General features: G+C 60.5%; 22 protein-coding genes. 11 read left to right on the top strand and 11 right to left on the bottom strand.

Annotated elements, in window-relative coordinates; translation table 11 throughout:
• Positions 1-54: 54 nt before the first annotated feature.
• Genes D0544_RS15955 through D0544_RS15945 form a run of 3 tightly spaced genes read left to right on the top strand, consistent with a single transcriptional unit; the run spans position 55 to position 3,779 of the window.
• Complete coding sequence (locus D0544_RS15955; RefSeq protein ID WP_125017903.1) at positions 55-1,158, top strand: P-loop NTPase family protein; 1,104 nt, start codon at positions 55-57, stop codon at positions 1,156-1,158.
• A gap of 3 nt (positions 1,159-1,161) precedes the next feature.
• Positions 1,162-2,889, top strand: coding sequence for an ATP-binding cassette domain-containing protein (locus D0544_RS15950; RefSeq protein ID WP_125017901.1), 1,728 nt, complete (start codon positions 1,162-1,164; stop codon positions 2,887-2,889).
• Positions 2,886-3,779 carry an alpha/beta fold hydrolase gene (locus D0544_RS15945; protein ID WP_125017899.1) on the top strand — a complete coding sequence of 298 codons (894 nt, stop codon included), beginning with the start codon at positions 2,886-2,888 and terminating at the stop codon, positions 3,777-3,779. Before D0544_RS15950 ends, D0544_RS15945 begins: the two co-directional genes overlap by 4 nt.
• Positions 3,780-3,797: 18 nt before the next feature.
• On the opposite strand, the gene D0544_RS15940 is transcribed toward D0544_RS15945, so the two are convergent.
• The 4 genes from D0544_RS15940 to D0544_RS15925 all read right to left on the bottom strand — a co-directional run bounded on the left by D0544_RS15940 (position 3,798) and on the right by D0544_RS15925 (position 7,278).
• A complete protein-coding gene (locus tag D0544_RS15940; RefSeq protein WP_125017897.1) occupies positions 3,798-4,328 on the bottom strand; it encodes a glutathione peroxidase in 531 nt (176 codons plus the stop codon).
• Between the two features lie 309 nt (positions 4,329-4,637).
• A complete protein-coding gene (gene groL / locus D0544_RS15935) occupies positions 4,638-6,278 on the bottom strand; it encodes a chaperonin GroEL (protein ID WP_125017895.1) in 1,641 nt (546 codons plus the stop codon).
• Positions 6,279-6,336: 58 nt separating this feature from the next.
• The gene (locus D0544_RS15930; RefSeq protein ID WP_125017893.1) at positions 6,337-6,630 is read right to left on the bottom strand and encodes a co-chaperone GroES; all 294 of its coding nucleotides are present in this window, start codon (positions 6,628-6,630) and stop codon (positions 6,337-6,339) included.
• 204 nt (positions 6,631-6,834) lie between these two features.
• On the bottom strand, positions 6,835-7,278 hold the full coding sequence (locus D0544_RS15925) for an FxsA family protein (protein WP_125017891.1): 444 nt from the start codon (positions 7,276-7,278) through the stop codon (positions 6,835-6,837).
• A gap of 371 nt (positions 7,279-7,649) precedes the next feature.
• Between D0544_RS15925 and D0544_RS15920 the strand changes: the two genes are divergently transcribed.
• A complete protein-coding gene (locus D0544_RS15920) occupies positions 7,650-8,408 on the top strand; it encodes an SDR family oxidoreductase (RefSeq protein ID WP_125017889.1) in 759 nt (252 codons plus the stop codon).
• A gap of 110 nt (positions 8,409-8,518) precedes the next feature.
• Here D0544_RS15920 and D0544_RS15915 read toward each other — a convergent pair whose 3' ends face one another.
• From D0544_RS15915 to D0544_RS15905, 3 genes are read right to left on the bottom strand one after another with little or no spacing between them, the layout of a single operon-like run.
• Entirely contained in the window at positions 8,519-9,715 is a 1,197-nt protein-coding gene (locus D0544_RS15915; protein ID WP_125017887.1) for an amino acid ABC transporter substrate-binding protein, read from the bottom strand.
• Between the two features lie 11 nt (positions 9,716-9,726).
• Positions 9,727-10,509 (bottom strand): MlaA family lipoprotein, encoded by a 783-nt coding sequence (locus D0544_RS15910; RefSeq protein ID WP_125017885.1) that lies wholly within the window; start codon positions 10,507-10,509, stop codon positions 9,727-9,729.
• 11 nt (positions 10,510-10,520) lie between these two features.
• Positions 10,521-11,804 carry an alpha/beta hydrolase family protein gene (locus D0544_RS15905; protein WP_125017883.1) on the bottom strand — a complete coding sequence of 428 codons (1,284 nt, stop codon included), beginning with the start codon at positions 11,802-11,804 and terminating at the stop codon, positions 10,521-10,523.
• Positions 11,805-12,082: 278 nt separating this feature from the next.
• On the opposite strand from D0544_RS15905, the gene D0544_RS15900 reads away from it, so the two are divergent.
• Positions 12,083-12,406 (top strand): MGMT family protein, encoded by a 324-nt coding sequence (locus D0544_RS15900; RefSeq protein WP_125017881.1) that lies wholly within the window; start codon positions 12,083-12,085, stop codon positions 12,404-12,406.
• Positions 12,406-13,680 (top strand): AmpG family muropeptide MFS transporter, encoded by a 1,275-nt coding sequence (locus tag D0544_RS15895; protein WP_125017879.1) that lies wholly within the window; start codon positions 12,406-12,408, stop codon positions 13,678-13,680. Before D0544_RS15900 ends, D0544_RS15895 begins: the two co-directional genes overlap by 1 nt.
• On the opposite strand, the gene D0544_RS15890 is transcribed toward D0544_RS15895, so the two are convergent.
• Positions 13,661-14,143, bottom strand: a complete 483-nt coding sequence (locus tag D0544_RS15890; RefSeq protein WP_125017877.1) for a YajQ family cyclic di-GMP-binding protein — start codon at positions 14,141-14,143, stop codon at positions 13,661-13,663. The genes D0544_RS15895 and D0544_RS15890 overlap by 20 nt on opposite strands.
• 156 nt (positions 14,144-14,299) lie before the next feature.
• On the opposite strand from D0544_RS15890, the gene D0544_RS15885 reads away from it, so the two are divergent.
• From D0544_RS15885 to D0544_RS15875, 3 genes are read left to right on the top strand one after another with little or no spacing between them, the layout of a single operon-like run.
• Positions 14,300-15,271, top strand: a complete 972-nt coding sequence (locus D0544_RS15885) for a GGDEF domain-containing response regulator (protein WP_125017875.1) — start codon at positions 14,300-14,302, stop codon at positions 15,269-15,271.
• A gap of 6 nt (positions 15,272-15,277) precedes the next feature.
• On the top strand, positions 15,278-16,204 hold the full coding sequence (locus D0544_RS15880; RefSeq protein ID WP_125017873.1) for a ketopantoate reductase family protein: 927 nt from the start codon (positions 15,278-15,280) through the stop codon (positions 16,202-16,204).
• Between the two features lie 52 nt (positions 16,205-16,256).
• Complete coding sequence (locus D0544_RS15875) at positions 16,257-18,251, top strand: HAMP domain-containing sensor histidine kinase (RefSeq protein ID WP_125017871.1); 1,995 nt, start codon at positions 16,257-16,259, stop codon at positions 18,249-18,251.
• On the opposite strand, the gene D0544_RS15870 is transcribed toward D0544_RS15875, so the two are convergent.
• The 3 genes from D0544_RS15870 to D0544_RS15860 all read right to left on the bottom strand — a co-directional run bounded on the left by D0544_RS15870 (position 18,241) and on the right by D0544_RS15860 (position 23,300).
• Positions 18,241-20,250 (bottom strand): methyl-accepting chemotaxis protein, encoded by a 2,010-nt coding sequence (locus D0544_RS15870; protein ID WP_125017869.1) that lies wholly within the window; start codon positions 20,248-20,250, stop codon positions 18,241-18,243. The two genes, D0544_RS15875 and D0544_RS15870, sit on opposite strands and share 11 nt — an antisense overlap.
• A gap of 115 nt (positions 20,251-20,365) precedes the next feature.
• Entirely contained in the window at positions 20,366-20,923 is a 558-nt protein-coding gene (gene ampD, locus D0544_RS15865) for a 1,6-anhydro-N-acetylmuramyl-L-alanine amidase AmpD (RefSeq protein WP_125017867.1), read from the bottom strand.
• Positions 20,924-21,011: 88 nt separating this feature from the next.
• Positions 21,012-23,300, bottom strand: coding sequence for a DUF1631 domain-containing protein (locus D0544_RS15860; protein WP_125017865.1), 2,289 nt, complete (start codon positions 23,298-23,300; stop codon positions 21,012-21,014).
• 340 nt (positions 23,301-23,640) lie between these two features.
• On the opposite strand from D0544_RS15860, the gene D0544_RS15855 reads away from it, so the two are divergent.
• Both D0544_RS15855 and nadC read left to right on the top strand, forming a co-directional pair.
• Entirely contained in the window at positions 23,641-24,168 is a 528-nt protein-coding gene (locus D0544_RS15855; RefSeq protein WP_207905908.1) for a retropepsin-like aspartic protease family protein, read from the top strand.
• Positions 24,169-24,265: 97 nt separating this feature from the next.
• Positions 24,266-25,141: a carboxylating nicotinate-nucleotide diphosphorylase gene (gene nadC, locus D0544_RS15850; RefSeq protein ID WP_125017863.1), complete on the top strand. Its 876-nt coding sequence runs from the start codon at positions 24,266-24,268 to the stop codon at positions 25,139-25,141.
• Positions 25,142-25,145: the final 4 nt, after the last annotated feature.

Here is a 25,145-nt window from a genome sequence, read left to right as displayed (position 1 = left end):
AAAGGGTCGAGTTAGCGGCTGTACCCCACCCCCAGCGCCAAAAGGAGAACGACCATGAGTATTATTCCACTGCCCACCAAAGGGCCCGACCAGGGCACCGTCCATGCCATCCCCCTCACCCAACAGCGGTTGCAGCGCGTCAAAGCCGCCTACAGCACTCGCCACCTGCGCCTGAAGGATGCCCGTTACCTTCTGGAGGGCGCGCTTGAGCCCGCCTGGGGTGATCTGGTGCTGGCTCGCATCGAGCGCATTGGCCAGCACACCCGAATCGAGCTGGGTTGCGGTCGCCGAGCCCACCTCCACCTGGGCGATGAGGTGCTGCTCTGCTACGGCGCCCGTTATGCCCCCGACCAGTTCGAGGCCGTCGTGCCGACCACCCTGGGCCCCTGCGACATGGTCGCCGCTGGGGGTGTGGCCGCCCACTGCCGACTGCGCCACCGTTCGATGAAACAACCCACCCGCATTGCCCCCATCGGGCTGCTGGCGGACGCCCAGGGAGAGCGCCTCAATCTGCAGCGTTACCGCCTGGCCGAGCCAGCCGATGCTGCCCGGCGCCCGCCGGTGTATGCGGTGCTGGGCACCATGATGAATGCCGGCAAAACCACCACGGCGGCCATGCTGATCCGCGGTTTCAAGCAGCAGGGGCTGCGGGTGGGGGCCGCCAAGGTGACCGGTACCGGCGCCGGCTGCGACCGCTGGGTGATGACCGATGCCGGGGCCGACCGCATGATCGACTTTACCGATCTCGGTGAGCCCTCCACCTACGGTCTCCCGCCGCAACGGATCGAGCAGCTCCTGCAGCAGTCGGTCGCCTACCTCAGCGCTGAGGGTATGGAGGTAATTGTAGTGGAGGTGGCCGATGGCCTGCTGCAGCAGGAGACCTCCGCCCTCATCGAGTCACCGCTCTTTCACAGCACGATCGACGGCCTGCTGTTCGCTGCCAGCGACGCCATGGGAGCCCTCGCGGGGGTACAGCTCTTGCAGAGCAAGGGGCTGGAGCCACTGGCAGTCAGCGGTGCCATGACCGCCTCCCCCCTGGCCACCCAGGAAGCGCGCGAGCTGCTGGAGATTCCCGTGGCGACCTCCGACCAGCTGGCTGGGGGGCACGGGATACCGCACCACCCCTCGCTGCCTCTCCACCAGCCGGCCTGGGGCTGAGGGATGAAACTTCCACCACTGCTCAGCGGCCACCGCCGATGGTACTTTGCCGCCCTGTTGGGTAACGGGTTGCTGCAGGCACTGCTCGCCATCGCCACCGCGCTGCTGGTCAAGCAGGGATTTGACCAGTGGATCGGAGCCACCAGCGAATCACCGGGGCCCTCCGGGGCCGGTCTGGTCGCCACCCTGGGGCTGATTCTGCTGGGCAACGCCCTGCTACGCTGGCGCGGCCACCTGGATGCCGAGCGGATCGGCCAGAGTTATGTGCACCAGGTGCGCCAGCGCCTTTTCCGTCACCTTACCCGCCTCGGTAGCGAGCGGCTGCAGGGGTTCAGCCGCGGCGCCCTGATGCTGCGCTTCGTCGGTGACCTCAGCGCCATGCGCAACTGGATCAGCCTGGGGCTGGCCCGCCTGGCCCTGTCTGGCCTCAGTATTTTTATCGCACTCGGGGTACTGGCCTGGATCCAGCCACTCATCTCGCTCTCGGTCGCCACCGCCTCGCTACTCGCTACCGGCATCGCGCTGGCCATGGGTCCCGCCATCCGCGCTCGCAACCGCACCGCCCGCCAGCGGCGCGGGCGGCTGGCGGCCAACCTCAACGACCGGGTCACCCACCTCAAGGTGGTTACCGGTTTTGGACAGCAGCGTCGGGAGCAGCGTCGATTCAATCGCCACAGCCGGCAGTTGCAGGGCGCCCTGGTGTCCCGCGCCGGACTCACCGGATTACTCCGCGCCCTCTCCGAAGCCACCGCCGGGCTCGCCAGCCTCTGCACCCTGCTGACCGGTGCCTGGCTGCTGGAGGCGGGACTGGCCACCCCGGGTAGCCTGGTGGCCGCCATGGTGGTGACCGGTCTGCTGGCCCCTGGCCTACAGGAGATGGGGCGGGTCTACGAATACTGGAACAACTACCGCATCGCCCGTGAGAAGCAGCAGAGACTGCTGCGCCTGCGCGCCCCCCGCCAGAGCCATCGGCACCCGCTTACATCCCTGCCTGACGGAGCGGGGGTCATCGAACTGCAGGGGGTCGCGTTCGGGGATCGGCTGCAACCGCTTGACCTGCGCCTGCTGCCGGGCGAGCCCTGCTGCCTGCTGGGGGCCAACGGCGCCGGAAAATCGACCCTGCTGCGGCTGATCGCCGGTCAACTGAGACCCGACCAGGGGCGGGTCCTGCTCGACGGGGTCGACCTCAGCCGCCTGCCCGCCGAGGCACGCGCCCGCGGTTGTATCCTGGTTTCCCCGGAGCTACCCCTGCTGCGGGGCAGCCTGCGTTACAACCTCTGCTACGGTCTCAACCCCTTCGAACCAAAGGCCCTGGAGCGGGTCATTCGCCAGTGCCGTCTGCAGGACCTGATCGCCCGCTTGCCGCATCAGCTGGACACCCGCCTGTCGGACCAGCAGCCGCTGCTGTCGAGCGGTGAGATCGCCCGTGTGCTGCTGGCCCGGGCCCTGCTGGCCCAACCGCGCGTGCTGCTGCTGGACGAAGCCGATGCCTATCTCGACCCTGTGGCTCGCGAGGTGTTGATCGATACCCTGCGGAAGTTCCGTGGAACCCTGGTGTTCAGCACCCACAACCCCGCCATGGCACGCTATGCCCGCCACCACCTGCGTCTTCAGGAGGGGCAGTTGTGCTGCGATCAGGGTCTCGCCCCCGCTGCCCTGATGAGCGTCTCGCCACCCGGGATCCGGCCTGTGCCGGTGCCCCTGTCCACCGTCAAGAGGAATACCCCATGAAGCGAACCACTGGCTTTCCCCCGCTGCCCTCCGCCCCCGCTGCGGCTCGCTGGAACCTGCACCAGACACCGGAAGGGTTCAACTACTACATCTCCCTGCCCCCTCGGGTGGAGCCTCATACCGGCCTTCTGGTCAGCGTGCACGGTATCTCCCGTAACGCCCGCGAGCACCTGGCCCTGCTCGCCGACAGTCCCCTCGGTGTGGGGCGGGTAATCCTTTGCCCCCTGTTTTCAGAGCACCAATTTCCCGGCTACCAGCGCCTCGGCCTCGGTTCCCGCTCTAAGCCCCTGCGCCCGGACCTCGCCCTGCATCGCATGCTGGAGCATGCCGCCCTGATCTACGGCATCAATAGCCTGCGCTTCGACCTCTTCGGGTTTTCCGGTGGTGCCCAGTTTGCCCACCGCTATGCCCTGCTCCACCCCCACCGGTTGGGGCGCCTGGCGCTGGCCTCAGCGGGCTGTTACACCTTCCCCGATCACCAGCAGGACTTTCCGCTGGGGCTAGGGCAGGGGCGTCGCCAACCGCCGCTCCAATGGTTGCTGGAAGCCAGGCTCTGCATTCCGACGGCGGTTTTTGTGGGTGCGCTGGACAACCAGCGGGATGAAAGCCTGCGCAAGGGACAACGAATTGACGCCCAGCAGGGGCGCCATCGGATCGAGCGAGGACAGCGCTGGGTGAGCGCCACCCGTCGCGCCATCGCGGTGCGGGGGCTGACCACGCCCACCACCTTCACCCTGCTGGCCGGCTGCGGTCACGATTTCTCCCAGTGTGTGACCATCGGCCGTCTTGATGAGGAGTTGCTGTCGTTTCTGTCGCGCCCCCTCAACCCGGGGGTGCTGGCACCAGCGTCAACCACCAGCTCCCGAGAGGTACTGCAGTTTATGGGCTAGCGGTATGGGGGAGACGGCTTAAAACAGCAGCCGCTCCACCTCCCGGCGCAAGCGAGGGTCGTCGGGGCGGGTACGGCTGCCAAAATGGCGTATCACCACACCCTCTCGGTCTACCAGATATTTGTTGAAATTCCACTCAGGGGGCTGGCTCTGGCGGGCCAACTCACGGAACACAGGATTACTCTGGCTACCCCGCACCGGGCCCGGTGCGATCATGGTGAAGGTGACCCCGTAATTGACGTAGCAGACCGTGGCAGCCTTCTCCTCATCCTTCGCTTCCTGGCGAAAATCATTGCTGGCAAAACCAATGACCACCAGCCCTTTGCCGACATACTCCTTATGCAGGGCCTCCAGCCCCTTGAACTGGGGGGTGAAGCCACAACGGCTGGCGGTATTGACAATCAGCAGGGGTTTGTCGGCGGCCAGCTGACACAGGTTGACGTAGTCCCGGGAATGGAGTTTTCGCAACGAGTGGTCCAGCCATGCGGGGCACTGGGCATGGGCCAGGGGCACAAGCATCAGTCCCAGAATCAGTGTTATGGTGCGCATCACGGCAGCCTCCTGTGTGGTTAGCATCCCCACCGTGCTTTACGCACTCTGTAGCCCAACGGATCACCTCTTGCGGCTCCAGGCCCACAGGAACGTGGGAAATTCCGTTTTTACAGGAGCAAAACGGCCCGCCATCCCTGTGATCGCTCCCGTCGTCCATGACTCCCGCGATCTACCGCCCATCCCTGTGATCGCTCCCGTCGTCCATGACTCCCGCGATCTACCGCCCATCCCTGGGCATAAAAAAACCCCGCACGGGTGCGGGGTTTTTCAGCGAAGACCGGCGAGGCCGGTCAGGCTAGGGGGCTATTACATCATGCCGCCCATGCCGCCCATGCCGCCCATGCCGCCCATATCGGGCATGCCGGAGCCGCCTTCAGAAGGCTTTTCGGCCACCATCGCTTCGGTGGTGATCATCAGGCCAGCCACGGAGGCAGCGGCTTGCAGTGCAGCGCGGGTTACCTTGGCAGGATCCAGGATACCCATCTCCATCATGTCGCCGTACTCACCGGTAGCCGCGTTGTAGCCGAAGTTGCCTTCGCCGTTCTTAACGCGCTCAACCACTACGGAGCCTTCGTCACCGGAGTTGGCAGCGATCTGGCGGATAGGACCTTCCAGGGCACGCAGGGCCAGGGAGATACCCGCTTTCTGGTCGTCGTTGGCACCTTCTACTTCGATGCTGGACAGGGCACGGATCAGGGCAACACCACCACCGGCAACCACACCCTCTTCCACCGCCGCACGGGTAGCGTGCAGGGCGTCTTCAACACGGGCCTTCTTCTCTTTCATCTCCACTTCACTGCCGGCGCCAACCTTGATAACGGCAACACCGCCAGCCAGCTTGGCTACACGCTCCTGCAGCTTCTCACGGTCGTAATCGGAGCTGGACTGCTCGATCTCGGCACGGATTTGTTCAACGCGGGCAGAGATATCCTGAGCCACACCGGCACCGTCAACCACGGTGGTGTCTTCCTTGGTGATGGAGACACGCTTGGCGCTTCCCAGATCGTCCAGGGTCGCGTTCTCGAGGCTCAGACCCACCTCTTCGGAGATCACGGTACCACCGGTCAGGATCGCGATATCCTGCAGCATCGCCTTACGACGATCGCCGAAGCCAGGCGCCTTGACGGCAGACACCTTGACGATACCACGCATGTTGTTGACCACCAGGGTCGCCAGGGCTTCGCCCTCAACGTCTTCAGCGATGATCAGCAGCGGACGGGACGCCTTGGCAACGTTCTCCAGCACCGGCAGCAGTTCGCGGATGTTGGAGATCTTCTTGTCCACCAGCAGGATGAAGGGGCTGTCGAGTTCGCAGCTCATGCTGTCCTGGTTATTGATGAAGTAGGGGGAAAGGTAACCACGGTCAAACTGCATACCCTCAACCACGTCGAGTTCGTTGGACAGGCCACTGCCCTCCTCAACGGTGATCACACCCTCTTTGCCCACTTTGGCCATCGCATCGGCGATGATGTTACCCACCTCTTCGTCGCTGTTAGCGGAGATGGTACCCACCTGGGCGATGGACTTGGCGTCGGTGCAGGGGATTGCCATGCCCTTAAGGGCTTCAACAACGGCAATAGTCGCCTTGTCGATACCGCGCTTGAGGTCCATGGGGTTCATGCCCGCAGCAACGGCCTTGAGTCCTTCGTTAACGATGGACTGGGCCAGAACGGTCGCAGTAGTGGTACCGTCACCGGCCTGGTCGTTGGCCTGGGAAGCAACTTCCTTGACCATCTGTGCGCCCATGTTCTCGAACTTGTCCTCCAGCTCGATCTCTTTAGCAACAGAAACACCATCCTTAGTGATGGTAGGGGCACCGAAGGACTTCTCCAGTACCACGTTGCGGCCCTTGGGACCCAGAGTCGCTTTCACGGCATCCGCCAATACGTTTACGCCGACCAGCATGCGCTGACGGGCCTTATCACCAAACAATACTTCTTTAGCCATGGTAGTAATTCCTTAAAATTCAGTTAGCTACAGTTGCAAGCAGGGGTACGGGAGCGTCTTAGGACTCAAGCACACCGTAGATTTCACTTTCGTTCATGATGATCAGCTCTTCGCCGTCCACCTTAACGGTGTTACTGCCGGCGTACTGACCAAATACGACCTTGTCGCCCACCTTGACGCTCAGCGCACGCAGCTCACCGCTCTGCAGCACAGCGCCTGTACCTACGGCAACAACCTCACCACGATTCGGCTTCTCCGCAGCGGATCCGGGCAGTACGATACCGCCTGCAGTGGTGGTTTCCTCTTCCTGACGACGTACAACCACACGGTCGTATAACGGACGAATTTTCATTGATGTTTCTCCAGTGTTTTCCAAAATGCTGGCAGACCAGCAACCGTTTATTATGTGCTTCCGGATGACCCGGAAAAGTGGAGCCCCCGCGAGGGGATTTACTCCGCTGCCCCGACACCTGCCAGGCAAGATACCGGGAGCGAATTGGGTGATCCTGTAGATGGGGGTGGGTCGATGGATTTCAACACCCCCCCCTAAAAAAAATTACTCATCGCGGCGATACTCGCCCTCGATCACGTCGGGGTCTCGTCCCGCTGGCCCCCGGGGGCCATATCCCGGTCCCTGTCCGGCCATAAAAAAACGCCCTGAGCCCAGCAGCTTACTCACCAACAGCCGGCGCAGCGGCGGAATCAGGCAGGCAAATCCCATGGTATCGGTCACAAAGCCGGGTGTGAGCAGAAGCGCTCCCCCTATGGCCAACAGAAACCCCTCCACCATCTCCTGGGCCGGCAGCTCACCACTGTTGATGCGCTGGTTGGCCCGCATCAGGGTACTGAGCCCCTGCTGGCGCAGCAGGTTGATACCAATCACCGCGGTCAACAGCACCAACCCCACGGTGTACCAGGCACCGATCACCTCGCCCACTTTGATCAACACAACCATCTCCACAATGGGGACGATAATGAACAGCAAAAAGAGAATACGCATAACCGGCTTCCAGAATCAGGGTGGTTAGGGGGCCTGCGAACAATTCTCTGCGGCTTCTGCAAGTGCCGGAAACGGCCAGATTCCAGGCGCAGACTGCCGCTAACGGCCGTAGCCCTCAGCAAAGAATGCAACACAGAAGCTGGCCGTTTCAGGCCTTGCCCTACGGGGCTTTCAGCTTGATCCGCAGTCAAGCTGAAAGCCAGGAATTCGCAAGGACTTGTTGGCAGGCTCCCTCATAGATGGTGGCGATCTGATCAAAGTTCAACCCCCACCGCCGCTACGCCCGCAATATCCCGCTTTGGTGTGAGTGCCCGCTGCGGCGCTTGGGGTATGATAGGCCCCTTTCCACCTTACCCAACGAGGAGCTTCCCATGGAGATACAGGACAAGGTCATTATCATTACCGGTGCAGGCCAGGGCCTGGGGCGCACCATGGCGGTCGAGCTGGCACGCAAGGGTGCCCGTATCGCCCTGGTGGACCTGAACGAAGAGAAGCTGTCCGAAAGCAAGGCGCTCTGTGAAGAGGCCGGTAGCGAAGCCCGCTTCTACCTGGCCAACGTGGCCGATGAAGCCGCCGTGGAGTCGATGGTGCAACAGGTCGCCGTGGATTTCGGTCGCATCGATGGTCTCATCAATAATGCCGGCATTTTGCGGGACGGTCTGTTGGTGAAGGCCCGCGATGGCGAGATCACCAAGATGAGCCTGGCTCAGTGGCAGGCGGTGATCGACGTCAACCTGACCGGAGTGTTCCTCTGCACTCGCGAAGTGGCCGCCAAGATGGTTGAGCAGCAGAACGGCGGGGTCATTATTAATATCTCCAGTATCGCCCGCTACGGCAACGTGGGGCAGACCAACTACTCCGCGGCCAAGGCCGGGGTGGCAGCGATGACCGTCAGCTGGTCCAAGGAGCTGGCGCGCTTTGGTATTCGCTGCGCGGCGATTGCTCCCGGTTTCATCGCCACCGATATGACGGCCGGCATGAAGCCCGAGGCGCTCGAGCGCATGACGGCCGGTATCCCCCTTAAACGCATGGGTACCTGCGAAGAGATCGCCCACTCAGCGGTCTACATCTTCGAGAACGACTACTACAGTGGCCGCATCATCGAGATGGACGGAGGCCTGCGTCTCTAGCCCGGAGGCACCTGCCTGCTGAATCGGCGGCCATAAAAAAAACACCGCACCCGGTTCGGGTTGCGGTGTTTTTTTATGGCACTTTCCTTTGTGCTCGCCCGGGCGCTCCCCTAGCGCCGGTCCCAGGGCTGGAAGGGCTGCGATTTCACCTCCGCATAGCGGGCCGGCAGGACCAGAGCCCGGTGCCCGTTCTGCCACTGCAGTATGTACATGGACTTGCCCACCTGCATCCCCTTTTCGTCCACCTGGTAGCGCCCAACAATGGAGAGGAAGGACATGTTTCTCAGCTGCTCGCGCACCCGCTCCTGCTCCAGGGAGCCGGCCAGGCGAACCGCGGCCTCCAGCACCTCACCAGCGGCATAGCCACCGGCTGAATTGCTGTCAGCGCTGCGCCCGTAGAGCTGGCGATAACGAAAATCGAAGTCGTATGCCATGGGCTCACGCGCAGCCCTGAGCCAGGGGGTGAAACCCAGTACCCCTTCAGCATCCGCCCCCAACCGCTCGCCAAACTCCACCAGCGAGGGGCCGGAGGTAAAGCCAACCGCCCGCGGGCTGAAGTTCTGCCGCTTCAGCTCCTGTACGATGGCCACCGAATCGTCAAGGTAGGAGGCCCCCAGCACCAGCTCGGCTTGCTGCTGCCTGAGCCCCTTGACCAGATCGGAAAAATCACGGGTATTGGGTGAGTAGCTACTGAACTCCACGACTTCCATTCCCAACTGCTGCGCCTCGGCCCGGGCACCTGAGGCCACATCGCGGGTAAACTGGGAGTCCTGGTAGAGAATACCGACCCGCTCTATACCGGCCGCCCTGGCGATCTCCAGACCGCCCACCATGTATTTGTGGGCAGGCAGGTCCACCTGAAAGATATTGGCAAACCCCTGGTTCCAGATCTCCTCGGATGCGGCGGTGCCGGATACCATCGGGATGTTGAACTTTTCCGCCACCGCGCTGGCGGCGAGGGTCAGATCAGAGGCGTAGGGGCCCACCAGCAGGTCCACCTTATCTTCCCGGATCAGTCGTTCGTAAAGCTGGGCGCTTTTTTGTGGGCTGGACTCATCGTCATAGCCCACCAGCACCACCCGGCGACCCAGAAGAGAGCCCCGCGCATTGATATCCCGGACCCACATTTTCAGCCCCTCCAGCAACCCCTGGCCCTGGGCCTGGTAGTTACCGGAAAGGGAGGCGGTAACCCCCACCTTGATGGGTGGATGTTCATCCCCCTGGGCTAGCCCCATAGGCACCGTCGCCAGCAACAGGAGTGCCAGGCTTGCCCGCAGGGCGTGCAACACTGTGTAGACAAATTTCATGATGCTGCCCCCTATTTCTCGATATCCAGCTTACGCTTGGTCATCCAAAGCCCCCGTACCAGCTCATACTCGAAGGGCGAGCCGGTTTCGTAATAGCGAAACGGGGTATTTGCCCGCGTATCGATACCATCCATGACCGTCAGGGCCGTCTCTTCGGAGGACTTCATATCCAGCTCGTTCAACACAGCGCTGCGGGCGAGGGAATCGACCCCCAGTCCTACCCCGTCCCGCAACGAGGAGGGGCCAAACACCGGCAATACCAGATAGGGCCCGGAACCTACCCCCCAATAGCCCAGCGTCTGGCCAAAGTCCTCTTTTCGCCGGGGGATACCAAGCTGGGTAGCCACATCGATAAAACCCAGCAGGCCGACCGTCGAGTTGGTGAGGAAGCGGCCGCCGGTCTGTACGGTCTTGGTAAACTCCAGCTGCAGCAGGCTGTTGAGAAAGGTGTTGATCTCACCCAGGTTATTGAAGAAGTTATGAATTCCTGTCTCAACGATATCGGGGGTAATGTATTGATAGCCGCTCACTACCGGCAACAGTACGTAACGATCCAGCCGATAGTTGAATCTATACATGGTGCGGTTGAAGCCCTCCCAGGGGTCATATACCTGACGCGTCCTATAATGTGAGCCATCATCACTCAACAGCGCGTCCGCTTCGAAATAGGTATTGGCTGGCTGTTCCCCTTCAACCTTGGGGTTTACGCTGCACCCCGCCAACGTCCCCATCAGGATGAGTGCGGCAAGTAAGCGCGGGCATACATCGGCTATCTGTTTTAACATCCTCGTCATCTTCCCCACTCCTACTGCCTGAACACATTGATCATATGGGCCACATTATCCCTGTGTGACATGTTTCCGCAGTGCCCCCCCTTGGGATAGATCTTGGCACGATCCCCAAATACGCGTGGGAAGAAATCGATCTCTCCCGGCGCCAGGATAATGTCATCCTGATTGTGCATCACCTCGATTTTGGTGCTGTTTTTCAGGTAGGACTCGATCGCTGTCAGGCTCATATCCTTAACCAGCTGTTCTCGCTCGAGCGTTGGATCCTGCTGCTTGTAATAGGGATAGAAAAAGCCATGCACATAATCGGTGAAGCCTAGCTGGTAGGTGGCCCTCATGTAGTCACCGGGGCTCGAGTTTTTGGTCATAATGACGTTGGAGGGGACAACAAACCCGTAACGATTGATGACATCTGCGGTGTAGATCAGGCTGGCAGAGGAAAGCCTGAAGGAGACCCCCACCAGGGCCGCCAGCTCCTCATTGCTGGGGTTAACAGCCTGGTAGGCCTGGTAGAGGAAGTCGGCATCGATATCCACCGAGTCTGAAGCAGTGTAAACATTACTGACTTCGTCCAGCAATGACTGGAAGAAAAGACTAAAATTATCCATTCCTCCCGGAATATTCTGGCTCATGCGGTCCAACAATGAGATCGAGCTGTAGAGCGATACCGGTGGGTTAATCAGCAGGGCCTTACGAAAGTTGAAGGTTTTGCGTGTTTCATCAAGCAGGGTTACAAAAGCGGTATTGAACCCCCCCAGGCTGTAGCCGGTGATATAAAAATCACTGACGCTGATATCTTCCCGGTGGCGCTCCCAGATCTTCTCCATCACCCGGTAGAGATCCTTGGCATCCTCGTAGGCATGACCGGGCACACTGGTGCGGGAGGCGGAAACGATAAAGTTCATGAAGGTAGGGGAGGAGATCGATACCACATGGAAGCCTGCATCGAAAAAGGCACGTCCCATGTTTACGTTCTTGGAGCCGTTGTAGGTCCCCCCTGTGCCGGCAATCATAAACACCAGCGGCGCTTCACCCTTCTGCCAGGCATAGGAGTATCGTAGCTCTTCGTCGAAGAAAAAGGGCTCCGGGACCACCCGGTCATCAAAGATCCTGATCCGCTCCATGGTCATGGGGTTGCCCGCAGGCAAGGTGGCTTCCACCTCCGGCAGGGTCCCCACCACGGTGGCTTCATAGGGGCTGTATTCCGGGCTCAGGGTCGGGAATTCATACGCCTGCTGAACCGCCGCCCAACTGGCCAACGACCACAGTCCCGCCACCAGTATGGCAAGCACCCTCTTCATATCGGCTCTCCTTGAATGCTGATCTTATGGTTCGATAACCGGTCAGGGGGTCCTCCCCCGCCGCAGGGCCACTGCGCCCAAATGAGTCAATTGTAGTATGCCTGCTCTGCCCTTACTCGTCACACCCCTAACTGACCGAAATATCGATTCAGCGGAGCGAATAACCGGCCTCCGGTAAACGCAAGCCTGCGAAACCGGGCCCGGGGCCGGAGATAGTTTCCATAGGGCACATAAGCTATCATGGGCCGCGGCCCGCCACTTGAAGAGATACCCCCTGCATGGACAACAGCTCACCCCAGGTTCGGATCTGGCAAGTTGTCAGCCTGGTTCCAGCCGGCGCTGTGGTCACCTATGGCCAGGTGGCAAGGATGGCGGGATTACCCCAACACGCCCGTATGGTCGGTAGTGTTCTCAGGCAGCTGCCCCGGGGCACCAACATCCCCTGGCACCGGGTAATCAACAGCCAGGGGCGAATCTCCTTCCCCGCCGGTTCTGCCCAGTACCAGCGCCAGCAAGCCCTGTTGCTGGAGGAAGGGATCGAGTTCATCGGCGACCGCGTTCCCCTGCGCCGCTTCCAGTGGCAGGGGGGATTTGAGAACTGATGCCCGATCACTCCATACTTAAGGCGCTGCTTAACCGGCGCATGCTGATCTGCATCTTCACCGGCTTCGCCTCGGGGTTGCCCCTCTACGTTCTTATCTCCATGCTACCGGCCTGGTTGCGCAGCGAAGGGGTCGGCATCAAGGAGATCGGGCTCTTCACCCTGATCGGCTTCCCCTACACCTGGAAATTCCTCTGGTCCCCGCTAATGGAGCGCTTCCGCTTCCCTCTGCTGGGGCTCAGGCGGGGCTGGATGCTGGTGACCCAGCTGGGGCTGCTGCTGTCCATCGCAGCCCTGGGGATGGTTCCGGTCAGCAACCTGACGCTGATCGCCGCACTGGCCGCCATCATGGCGTTCTTTAGCGCCAGCCAGGATATCGTCCTGGACGCCTACCGACGCGAAATCCTCCCCGACCACGAGCTTGGACTGGGTAACTCCTTCCATGTAAATGCCTACCGTATTGCCGGGCTGATTCCCGGCTCCCTGGCCTTGATCCTCGCGGACCTACTGCCCTGGTCCACGGTCTTTCCGATCGTCGCGCTCTTTATGCTGGCGGGTATCGGGCTCACCCTCAGCATCGATGAGCCAAGCCACACCGCAGCGCCCCCGAGCAGCCTCGAGCAGGCGGTCAAGGCCCCCTTCCTGGAGTTCTTCAGCCGCAACGGAGTCCGTCATGCGTGCCTGATCCTGGCCTTTATGTTCCTCTACAAGCTGGGGGATAGCATGGCGACGGCGCTGGCCACTCCCTTTTACCTGGATATGGGATTCAGCCTCACGGAGATTGGTGTCATCGCCAAGCATGCCGGGCTGTGGCCGATGATCATCGGCGGTATTCTCGGCGGCATGTTGATGGTGCGTATCGGCATCAATCGAGCACTCTGGGTGTTCGGCCTGGTACAGATTGTCTCCATACTCGGCTTCGTGGTGCTGGCCGAGAGTGGTTACAACCTGTGGCTGCTGGCGCTGGTGATCGGCTTCGAATACCTGGGGGTGGGCCTGGGCACGGCGGCGTTTGTGGCCTTTATCGCCCGCACCACCAGCCGCGCCCACACCGCCACCCAGCTGGCTCTCTTTACCGCCCTGACGGCACTGCCCCGCACGGTAGCCAACGCCTTCACCGGCTATATGGTGGAGGCGGTGGGCTGGAGTCACTTCTTCCTGCTCTGCACCCTGCTGGCGGTGCCGGGCATGTTACTGCTGCTGAAAGTGGCCCCCTGGGGCGAAGACCCAGCCGCGGAGCCCTCCGCAGTCGAGCCTAGTCGCGAAAGTTGTTGAACTGCAGGGGCATATCCAGCTCGGTCTCGCGCAGCAGAGCGATACACTCCTGCAGGTCATCACGCTTCTTGCCGGTTACCCGCACCTTGTCGCCCTGAATGGCCGCCTGCACCTTGACCTTGGACTCCTTGATCAGTTTAACCAGCTTCTTGGTCAGCTCCTTGTCCAACCCCTCACGCACGGTGACCTCCTGCTTGACCTGCTTGCCGGAGGCGTAGTGGTCGGCGATATCCAGGCATTTGACGTCGATGCTGCGTTTGATCAGTTTCGATTTCAGGATCTCCAGCAGTTGTTGCAGCTGGAAGTCCGCTTCGGCAATCATGGTGACCTTGTTTTCGCTGCGATCAAAGGAGGCGTCTACCCCACGAAAGTCGTAACGGGTTTCAAGCTCCCGGTTGGCCTGGTCAACGGCGTTGGTCAGCTCCTGCATCTCCACTTCGGAAACGATATCAAATGAAGGCATAGTGGCTCCTTGGTCTTTAACGATTCCCCCTTGGGGGGGAGAAAATCGGCCATCCGTCAGAGAGTGGGTGACGAGGCGCGAAATCGGTTATTATACCGTAACTTTGTATTGGCTTGTGAGTCACTGTCCAGTTTTGATTCGGGTGAAAGGAAAGCAATGATCGACCCTAACTGCTCCATTATGGTGGTTGACGACGCGCGTTTTAGTAGCGCCATGATCGGCCGAACTCTCGAGCGCACAGGCTTCAAGAACATCCGCTACGCGACCAGCGCACTGCAGGCGCTGGACGAGCTGGAGCGCCGCCCCGCCAGCATATTGATCGCCGACTGGCTGATGCCGGAGATGGACGGGCTGGAGCTCACCAGCCGGGTGCGCCAACTCGACGAAGCCAGCAACCACTTCACCTATGTGCTGCTGCTGACCGCCAAGGAGGGGGCCGACGCGCTGGAGGAGGCGTTTGACCGCCAGGTGGACGACTTCATCCACAAGTCCGCCATGAACGAGCAGCTACCGCCTCGCATCTTTGCGGCCCAGCGGATGTCCTCCATCCAGAACAAACTGTTGCGCCAGAATCAGCTGCTGCTGGAAAACAACCAGCAGTTACGCAGCAGGAACCTGGTCGACGCTCTCACGGGCCTGGGCAACGGCCGCTACATGCTGAAAAAACTCAAACAGAGTATCAAGCAGGTGCATGAGCGCGACCAGGCGGTCTGCGTCCTCGTGATAGAGATCAAAGAGCCGGACCGTATTGCTAACAAATACAACAAGGCGATTCTGGATGAGGTGATCCGCGGCGTGGGTCGCCGCCTTTCGCAACTGGTCAGGCCGATGGATACCGTCAGTCGCCTGCAACCGACCCAGTTTGCCGCCATCACCACCCTCCCCAACCTGCACCACTGCAGCAGCGGCAGTTTCAAGCGTATCCACGAGGGGATCAACCTCAAGGCCTTTAAGACCTCTGCCGGTTTTATCTCGGTACAGGCCACCACCCTGCTGTGCGGGGTAGACGCCCGCCAGGGAACCATCGATGCCAAAGAGATGCTGCTGTGGCTGCAGGAGCAGTCGGGCTGCCTGGTCGACAACAACCGCATTCTGGAGTGTGAGTTCCGGCCAGGTCGGGCCAGCTGATTGCCGATGCCTAGCACCGGCACTGCCCCCTGCCCTGACCCTGGCTGGACCGTTCTCGGGGCCGGCGCCATGGGCTCGCTCTGGGCGGCCCGTCTTGCCCAGCAGGGCGTTGGCGTCCACCTGCTGGCCCGTCAGGAGCGACAAGGGAGCCTGCGCTTAAGGGAGAGTGCCGACAGTGCCGCCATCGAGCTTCCCCTGGCCCAACACAGGCTGGAGTCGCTGGCGCACCCCATCGAGCGGCTGCTCCTTTGCTGCAAAGCTCCGGATGCCCTGCCGGCGATCGAGCAGGCCCTGCCCCACCTCAGCAACAATGCCCGTGTCGTCCTTTGCCAGAATGGCCTGGGTAGCCAGCAGCAGATCATCAAGCGATTTCCGCAACTGGACATCTACTGCCTGAGCACCACCGAGGGAGCCTACCTGCCCGCCCCCCATGAAGTGGTGCACGCCGGCCATGGACAGAGCTGGCTGGGAAAGTTGCACGCCTCCGACAGCGATCACAGCCCGGAGCTGGTGTCCTCACTGGGGCAAAGTGGTCTCCGGATCCAGCACGATCCACAGATCGGGGATCGCCTTTGGATGAAGCTCGCCATCAATGCCAGCATCAACGGCCTGACCGCTCTCTACCAGTGCCGCAACGGTGACCTTCTTGAGGGCGAAAAGAGGGGACGACTGGAGGCCCTCAGCGATGAAACCCGCTCCCTCTACCGCCAGCTGGGCATGGGATTCGCCGAGCAGATTCCCCGGCAGGTCAGGCAGGTTTGCCGAGACACAGCCGCCAATTACTCTTCGACCTACCAGGATAGCCAATGCGGCAGGGCCACCGAACTTCCCTTTATCAACGGCTTCATTCTCCAGCAGGCACAGGCCATAGGGTTAACCATGCCGGAACATAAGCGCCTGCTTGAGGAGCTCGAGAGACGGGGCATCCACTAAGGGTTTGGCTACACTTTGATATGTACTACTCCCCTGGCCCAGAGACACCTGCGTGACCTCCTTAACTGCATTACGGAACGTTATTGCCAACCTGCCCTTAGGGCGTAAGCTGCTGGCGATACAGATCGCCGTAGTGGTATCGATCTGTGCATTTTCCATTGTGGTCCTTACCCTGACGGCCTACTACATTTCCGGTAAGTACCTGATCCCCTCTGCAGTTAACCGTATCCAGTACATCCTGCATACCCAGGCAGGACACGAGCCATTATCATCTTCCAGCGAGCACACCCACAACCTTTTACAGTCGTTACTGGAGCCCGAGGATGAGATTATCCAGCTTGGTCTCTACAACCCGGGTGGAGCGCTAATCGCCCAGGCCAGCCAGGAGCAAAACCTGCCCCCGATGCCTGCCACACTTCCTCGGCCGGGAGACGATAGCGACCTGCATGCGCTGACCGTGCTTCACCCTGCTGAGGGGGAGCTGACGGTGATAGCCAAAGCCAGCGCTCGCCTGCCGCAGCATTTTGTTCTCGGCATCACCATCGCCGCCCCCATTATGGTGCTCTTGATTCTGACCCTGCTGCTAATCCTCAATCGCCTTATCCAGTACCTGATCACCGCCCCCATCCTCCACCTGATCTCCATCGCTAACACTGTATCCGATGGAGAAAACTACCAGGTTCGCGCACAGAAACAGTTCGATGATGAAACCGGTGTACTGGCCAGTACCTTTAACACCATGCTCAACCGCATAGAAGCTCGGGACCTGATGCTGACCAGCGAGCGGGATCGAGCCGAGCGCGCCGGACAGCAGGCCCAGGCGCTGGCGCATGAGACGAGCGAAGCCAACAAGTCGCTGGAACATGAAGTGCGGGTCCGCACTCGCATCGAGCAGGAGTTGACCGGACTACAAAACTTTCTCTCCAGCATCATCGACTCGATGCCCTCGACGCTGATCGCAGTGGATGAGCAGCTGCTGATCCAGCAGTGGAACAACGAAGCGGAAAAGCTGTTCAAGGTTCAGCGCAGTGATGCACTGAGCCGGCCGGTCAATGAGGTTGTCCCCCTGCTGGCAACCCACCTTCCGAGCATCAGAAGCAGCATCACCCAGAACAGCATCCAATCGGTAGAACAGCTTCCCCTGTTTGCCAGCGGCGAGGAGAGAACGCTGGAGATGATCGTTTACCCTCTGCAAGGCGGGCAGCATGCCGGTGCAGTGATCCGCATCGATGACGTCAGCGAACGGCTGCGCATGGAGGAGATGGTGGTGCAATCCGAAAAGATGATCTCGGTTGGGCAGCTTGCCGCTGGCATGGCCCATGAGATCAACAACCCTCTCGGGGCCATTATCCAGAGCGCCCAGAACATCAAGCGCCGGGTGTCGCCTAACCTGGCCAAAAACATCGAGGTCGCCAGCCAGCTGGGGGTGGACCTGGAGCGGCTGAACTACTACCTGAAAAAACGCGAGGTGTTGCGATTCCTGGGAAATATCCAGGACGCCGGCGCGCGCGCCTCCTCCATCGTCAACAACGTGCTGCAGTTCAGCCGGCGCAGCAATCGAATGCTGGTACCCACCTCACTCAGCGAGCTGGTTCGTCGAACACTTGAGATCGCCTATAGCGACCTTGGTATCCGCAGCCGGATCATCCGCCACGAAATAGAAATCGTCAGCGAACTGGACGAGTCGCTGGAAGCGGTCCCCTGCATCCCCAATGAACTGGAGCAGGTGCTGCTGAACCTGGTCAAGAATGCGGCCCATGCGATCTTCAGCCGCCAGGATCCTGACTGGAAAGGACTCATCAAGATTCGTACCCGCAGCGAAGGCGCCTGGGCGGTCATCAGTGTTGAGGACAACGGGGTGGGTATGGATGCTGAAACGCGTAAGCGTATCTTCGAGCCCTTCTTTACCACCAAGGAGGTGGGCGAGGGGACAGGCCTGGGCCTGTCCGTCTCCTTTTTTATCATTCGCAATAATCACAAGGGAGCGCTGACGGTGCAATCAACCCCCGGTCAGGGCACCGAATTCAGCATTCGCCTCAGACGGTAAAGGTGGCCACCCGCGCCTTGAGCTCGCCCGCCAGCCTCGACATCTCCTGGCTGGCTTGCTCGGTCTGGCTCGAAGTCTCTGCACTCTGCTCCGCCATGGAGTTAATGGACACCAGACTCTGGTCGATCTCACTGGCTACCGATGTCTGCTCTTCCGCCGCCTGAGCGATTTGGTGATTCTCACTCACAATATGGTCAACCGCAGCCACAATCTCCTGCAGGGACTCCCCCATTTGCTCAGCCTGTTGCACCGTATCGTTCGCTTGCCGATGGCTTTGCTCCATCGCACTGACCGACTGGCTTACCCCCTGCTGCAAGCGCTGGATAATGCTTTCGATCTCCTCGGTGGATCCATGGGTCCGCTGGGCCAGGGTGCGCACCTCATCGGCAACCACCGCAAAACCTCGCCCCTGTTCCCCCGCCCGAGCCGCCTCGATGGCCGCGTTCAGCGCCAACAGGTTGGTCTGTTCAGCGACCCCTTTGATCGTATCCAGCATCTGGCTGATGCTCTTGCTGTCCTCGGCAAGGCGGTTGATGGTGGCCGCTGCGCTGTTGATCCCCTCCGCAAGGGAGCGAATGCCGGTGCAGCTTTGCTCCACCAGGGCCTGCCCTTCTACGGTGCGACTATTTGCACGGCTGGCCGAGTCGGCGCTGTTAACACAGTTACTGGCTACCTCCTGTACGGTGGCGGTCATCTGGTTCATGGCGGCCGCCACCTGCTCAACCTGTGAGCGTTGCTCGCTGATCAACTGGTGATTCCGCTCGGCACTGCCACTGACCACTTCAGCCTGCCCCTGCACCTGGCTGACGGTGGCATCAACCGATGCCAGCAGCTCCTGAATCTGTCGCGTCATGGTGTTGAACTCTTCTCCCAGCGCACCCAGCTCGTCACGGCTGTGGATGGCCACCTCGGTAGTCATATCCCCCTCAGCGACCCGGTGAACCGCCCGGGTGAAGGATTTCATCCCTTCACGCATCGACAGGAAAAAGCCACCGTAGAGATAGGTAATGACCAGCAGCACCAGCAACAGCACGCCCACCATGACCCAAAGTGCGCGGCGCTCAACGGCCTGGCGTTCCGTCAGCTGGTGTTCGATCTCAGCCAGTACAGCATCGACCACCCGATACACCTCGCCTATCTGGCTGGCGGTCTGGTCAAAGAAGGTGGTGCTGTCCACCGCATAACTGTCGGCCAGCAAGATGCCATTCTCCAGCCGATCCGCCAGGGCGTTCAGCTCTCCCGACAACGCTGCCGCTGAAGCCTCCACTTCGGGAACCTCAAGAGGGCCCAGCAACTCCTTGACCCGCTCATCGTAAAGCCCGGCACCAAGCTTGAGACTCTCCACCTGGTCATAGAGTTTGTTGCTGAAAAATTCGCTCAGGTAACGTTGTTCCAGGGAGTAGCTACCCACTGCCTGGCCACTGCCCAGCAGACCCAGCAGCGGGCGTAGCTGCTCGCCGGCAAACTTCAGTAGCCGTCGCACATCACGACTATCATCCTGCGACAGGCCGCTGCCGTCCTCAATCGCATCCAGTAGCTGGGCGGTACTGTTGCGCAGGGACTCGGCCGCTTTTTGGCGCTCCACCCCGTTGACCCCCTGCAACCCGTCCAGGCGCTGCGCGACCCGCTCCAGGGCCTCTGTGAAGGGGGCCATCGGCGCCAGCTCACGGGCACCTGCGAGTTCGGCGGCCAGCGCCTGAGCCTGCGCCTCCATACGCGGCTTCCAGGGGGTGTCCTCATTGGTCTTGCCAACAATATTAACCACCTCGACCAGCTGCAGCTGCTCGGCACCGGCCCGGTGCAACTGCAATCCCACTCGCATGGCTTCTATCCCGTTCTGCTCCTGCTGGGTCGTGGCTATCGACTGCAACGAGCTATCAATCACCTTGTAGCTGGTCACCAGTAGAGGCACGAGGAACAACGCGCTGATCAAACTGAACTTGAGCGCGAAGGAGAGGCGCCCCATCAATTTGATGGCAGGAACAAAAACCGACGACATAGAACAGTCTCCCTATTATCACTGTATGGCATCCAGGCCAACTCATGGGCCTTTGACTCCCACCTTACAACAGCGCCAGCTCAATGGCACCTTATAGAGATCTTTGCGTCAAATACTAAAAAAGCAGATCCAGCTGCGCGTAGAAATAGTCCCAACTAAACGCAGGGCCGGGATCCGTTTTGCGTCCCGGCGCGATATCCGAATGGCCACAAATTCGCTCGCGGGTAAGGGCGGGGTAACGGGCCATGAGGGCGCGGGTCACAGCCGCCAGCGCCTGGTACTGGGGGTCGGTATAGGCCAGGTCATCGCAGCCTTCCAGCTCGATGCCAATGGAAAAGTCGTTGCAGTTTTCACGGGATGCATAGCAGGATTTGCCCGCATGCCAGGCCCGCCTGTGGAAGGGTACGAACTGAGTGATCGCTCCTTGCCGATCAATCAACAGGTGCGCCGAAACCCGCAATCCGGCGATGCTATGAAAATAGGGGTGGCGCTCCACATCGAGGCGGTTGAGAAAAAAATCCGTGATATCGCCGGAGCCGAACTGGCCGGGCGGTAAACTGATGTTGTGAACAACCAACAGGGATACCTCACTCCCCTCTGGACGATCCTCGCAATTGGGCGAGTCCAGAAAAGGTACCCCGCTGATCAACCCTTGATCCGTTAGCTGCAACATCGACAACAACCTGAAGCCTGTATGATGCCCGCATCTTAGCAGCTGACCCGGACCATTACAGCATCGGCCGGCGGCCTCACCGTGGTGGTTAACCCTCCGCCTGGTTCATCTTCCGCAGGTTACCAATAACCGACTCCAGTGCCCGATCAAACAGAAGCGCATCGTCCAGCAGGCGCATACTGCCATCACGCAGCTCCAGCGCCAAACGGCTTCGGGTTCTCTCGGCAACCTTGACGCCGGTCCGGTTAACGAACACATACTTACCGGTCGCTTTAATCACGGCCGCCAGCTTGCAACGAAATGAACGTACATCACTTTCAGCAAACTCAACCCAGGCCCCCACCTTGAGATTGTCGATCAGGCGGAAGCTGGGATCATCCTCAGTCAGCTCAACCGGAGAGGAGATCTCCTCGGCGGACTCGGGGGTCGCAGGATCGATCCCTTTAACCCGAACCTCTACCGTTTGCACCGGTTCTGGCATAACTTCCGCCACCGAGGCCGGGGGGGCGGCGGGTGTATCCGGCTGCGCCTTCTCCTCAGCAAGATGGGGGACGGCGATCTTCCCGGCAGCGACCGGCCTGTCTGCCCTGGGCTCAACAAGCTGCTTGGGTTTAAAGCTGCTCAGGTGGATCGCTTCCAGATCGGCAAACAGTTTATTCATTGCGAAGGAGTCGTAGGCGACCTCCGTCAGCCCAACTCGCAACGCTTTCAACAACCCGGGCACCATTTTCAGCAACCGTTTACGGTCGGCCGCATCGGCCATCGGCCTGACACTCCAGATCAGATCATCAACGGTGTCCAGAGCCTCCTGCCACCTCGGAGAGGACTCGCCCTCTTTAAGCTGAATCAACAGCAGGACCCGACTCCAGGCATCCTCGAGAAGATCAACCACCACCGCTGGCAGGGTTTTGCCCACCATCTTTTCAGCTAACGCAGACTGAACCGCATCGCGGGCGGTTTCGGTCTTTGCCCGCCCCTCCTCGGCATCACGAACCCGCTGCTCCATCAACTCACTGCGGCGACGCTCGCGGGCGACAAAGCCCATGAAATCGTCGAGGCAGTCGGAGAAGATACTAATGTTGTCCTCAAACTCGCGCAAAATGCGGAACACCAGCTGCTCCATCTTCTGCAGCAACCGGTCCTGGGTCTGGCTATCCTGGTCGCTCCAACCCAGGGCAGCCGAGGCCATCTCATTCAATAATTTGCGAGCAGGATGGGAGGCCTTGCTAAAGAACGCCTTGTCGATGATGGCGACTTTGAGAATCGGGATCTGCATTCGGCCCAGCAACGCCTTGACCCCCTCGGGAATGTTGCTGTCATCGAGGATGAACTCAAACAGCATGGAGACCAGGTTGATCGCATCGTCATCAACACTGCTCAAGGCCCGGTTGCGCTGCTGGGTCACCATCAGGTCCTGCAGCGCGCCTCGCACATCCTCGGCCCCAGAGACCTCCTGGGTCGTCTGCTGCAGCTGGGACAACAACCCCATCAGCTCCTGCTGACTGGCAACTCCCGAGTAACCGGCCGCTGCACGACTTCCCGCGCGCTGCACCACACTGGATTTGGCCATCAGGCCACGCAGTGCGCCAAACATCTGCTGGGCCAGCTGAACTTCTACCGGGCTTTCCGCTTCCTTGGCTGCGGTTTCAGGCGTTGGCTGGCGAGGCGCCGGTGACGGTTTGCGGGACTGCACATGGGACAGGCCCGGCAACACCCCATCAGCCACCAGCGTGTGGTTGAGCTCCAGATAGAGTTTTTCAATCTGGTTAAGTACGTACTTTTCAAACAGCTTAAAAACGATCAGCTTGACCTTGATATCGACGTCCAGCTCTTTGCAGGCTATGTTGAAGGCTTCGCACAATAGCTTGGGGCCCATCGGGTTGTTAACCGTGGTGATGTTGCGGGACACCAGCGAGTCGATACGGGTACTGAGGTGGCTCAGTGACATACCCTGATCACGGTTAAGCACCCGGGACACCATACCCTCGATGGCGACCGACTGCTCCAGCTCATCGTTCTGCAGAATACTGAGGCCCTCAATAGAGACCGCTCCCAGTTTAACCTCACTGGCTTCTGCCTGGGACAAGCTTTGAAACCCTTCATCGATAGTACGGTAGAAACGCGATTCCATGACCCGGCGCTTCAAACGCAGGTCACGCATCGCTTCGAAATAGATGTTTTGCTCGGAGTTCGAGCCCGCCTTATCGGCCATATCAAACAGGGTATCATCTGCGTTATCAAACAATCCCCGCAGGAGTACCGCCAGCTGCCTGATCGCAAGCTGACGGATTTTCTGTAGCGGCCTGGCTAGCTTTAATCCGGGCGCGTTGCTACCGCTGACCGGTGTCAGGGATACAACTTTTGAATCTCTGTTCATCGCCCTCTCTCCACTCTTTGCGGGTCAACCATTCCCTCCCGCACCGGGGTCGCCCCCGTCAGCCTCACTCCCTGATCTGCTGCTTCACCTGAGTGCCTGCGCCCCCACTTCCCGGGGACGGCTGGCGCTATCCTGAAAGCCAGTATAAAACGATAAGGTAGCCCCTAGCCCAACAATTTCGCGGGTTAGGGAGGCATGTCACATCGACCCCAGAACTGCGTCAAATTTCCATCTTTTTAATGACGATAGTAAGTAAACAGCTCTATTTTGCTCCTTTGATTTATAAGAGACCTCGCCCCCCGGACTGTACCCCCACAACCGAGTCCGCCTATAATTGACCATGGCCGCAGAAAACCCCCATAAACGCCGCGGGCACTGGATGATCGCGATCGCCTGGATCATCGGCCTGGCGCTGCTGACCCGTTACTTTGCCGGGGTCGAGGAGCAGCAATACAACCCCAATAGCACCCCCCAAAGTCGACTCGATGCCGATGGCCTGCCGGAGCTGGTGCTCCGGCAAAACCGCTTCGGCCACTACCTGCTGACAGGCGCCATCAACGGTCAACCCGCCACCCTGCTACTGGATACCGGTGCCACGGCGGTTGTGGTCGCCGAAAGCCTGGCCCGCAAGGCAGGACTGCAAAGGGGTGTCGCCGGGTATGCCAATACAGCCAACGGCCGGGTGCGGGTATTCAGCACCCGCATTGCCAGCCTGCAGATGGGCGAGATTGTGCTGTACGACGTCCCTGCCAGCATTAATCCCGCCATGCAGGGGGACGAGGTCTTGCTCGGCATGAGCGCCCTGCGGCAGCTGGAGTTTACCCAGCGCGGCCAGGAGCTCACCCTGAGGCCGCTCCCCCCGGGCTAACCGCTCCTCAACCACCAGGGCACGGGGGATAGTGACTTAACAGCACCGCCAATCCCCCCTATAATCCGGCGCCACTACTGATGATTAGGCCCCTTCGATGACCTCTACCCCAAACAGCAACCCGGCACTGGCCCGGGATATCGAACACACTGTCCGCTGGGCCCTGCAGGAGGATATCGGCAGTGGAGATATTACAGCAGCCCTGATACCGGCTGAGCAGCAGGCCCGCGCCCGCATTATTACCCGGGAAGCCGCCGTGATCTGTGGCGTTGACTGGGTCAACGAGGTGTTTCGCCAACTCGACCCCAGTGTCGAGATCCAGTGGCGGGTAACGGATGGGGACCGGGTCGAGCCCAACGCCGAGCTGTTCCTGCTTCAGGGCAACGCCCGCAGTCTGCTCACCGGAGAGCGCTGCGCCCTCAACTTCCTGCAGACGCTGTCCGGCACAGCCACCCTGTGCCACCGGTATGCCCTGCAGGTGGCCGACACCCCGGTGCGCCTGCTTGATACACGCAAAACCATTCCGGGGCTTCGCAGTGCGCAGAAATACGCCGTCACCCAGGGGGGCTGCTTCAACCACCGTATCGGGCTGTTTGATGCGTTCCTGATCAAGGAGAACCACATCAACGCCTGCGGCGGAATCCCCCAGGCGATCGCCACCGCCCAGCGCCAGGCACCCGGCAAGCCGGTGGAAGTGGAGGTGGAGTCGCTGGCAGAGCTGGAGCTGGCCTTAACCGCCGGCGCCGACATCATCATGCTGGATAACTTCAGCCTGGAGGAGATGCGTGAAGCGGTCGCCCGCAATCAGGGGAAGGCCAAGCTGGAAGCCTCGGGCGGCATCACCCGTGACACCCTGCTGCCGATCGCACAAACCGGCGTGGACTATATCTCGATCGGTGCCCTGACCAAGGATTGCCGGGCCATTGACCTGTCAATGCGATTCGAGGAGCTCAAGGGCGGGAGCGAAAGCTAGCCTG

Source organism: Aestuariirhabdus litorea (genome assembly GCF_003864255.1).
Classification (GTDB): Bacteria; Pseudomonadota; Gammaproteobacteria; order Pseudomonadales; family Aestuariirhabdaceae; genus Aestuariirhabdus; species Aestuariirhabdus litorea.
The sequence above is the reverse complement of the archived record's forward strand: the minus strand, read 5'-3'. Positions and strand labels throughout refer to the sequence as shown.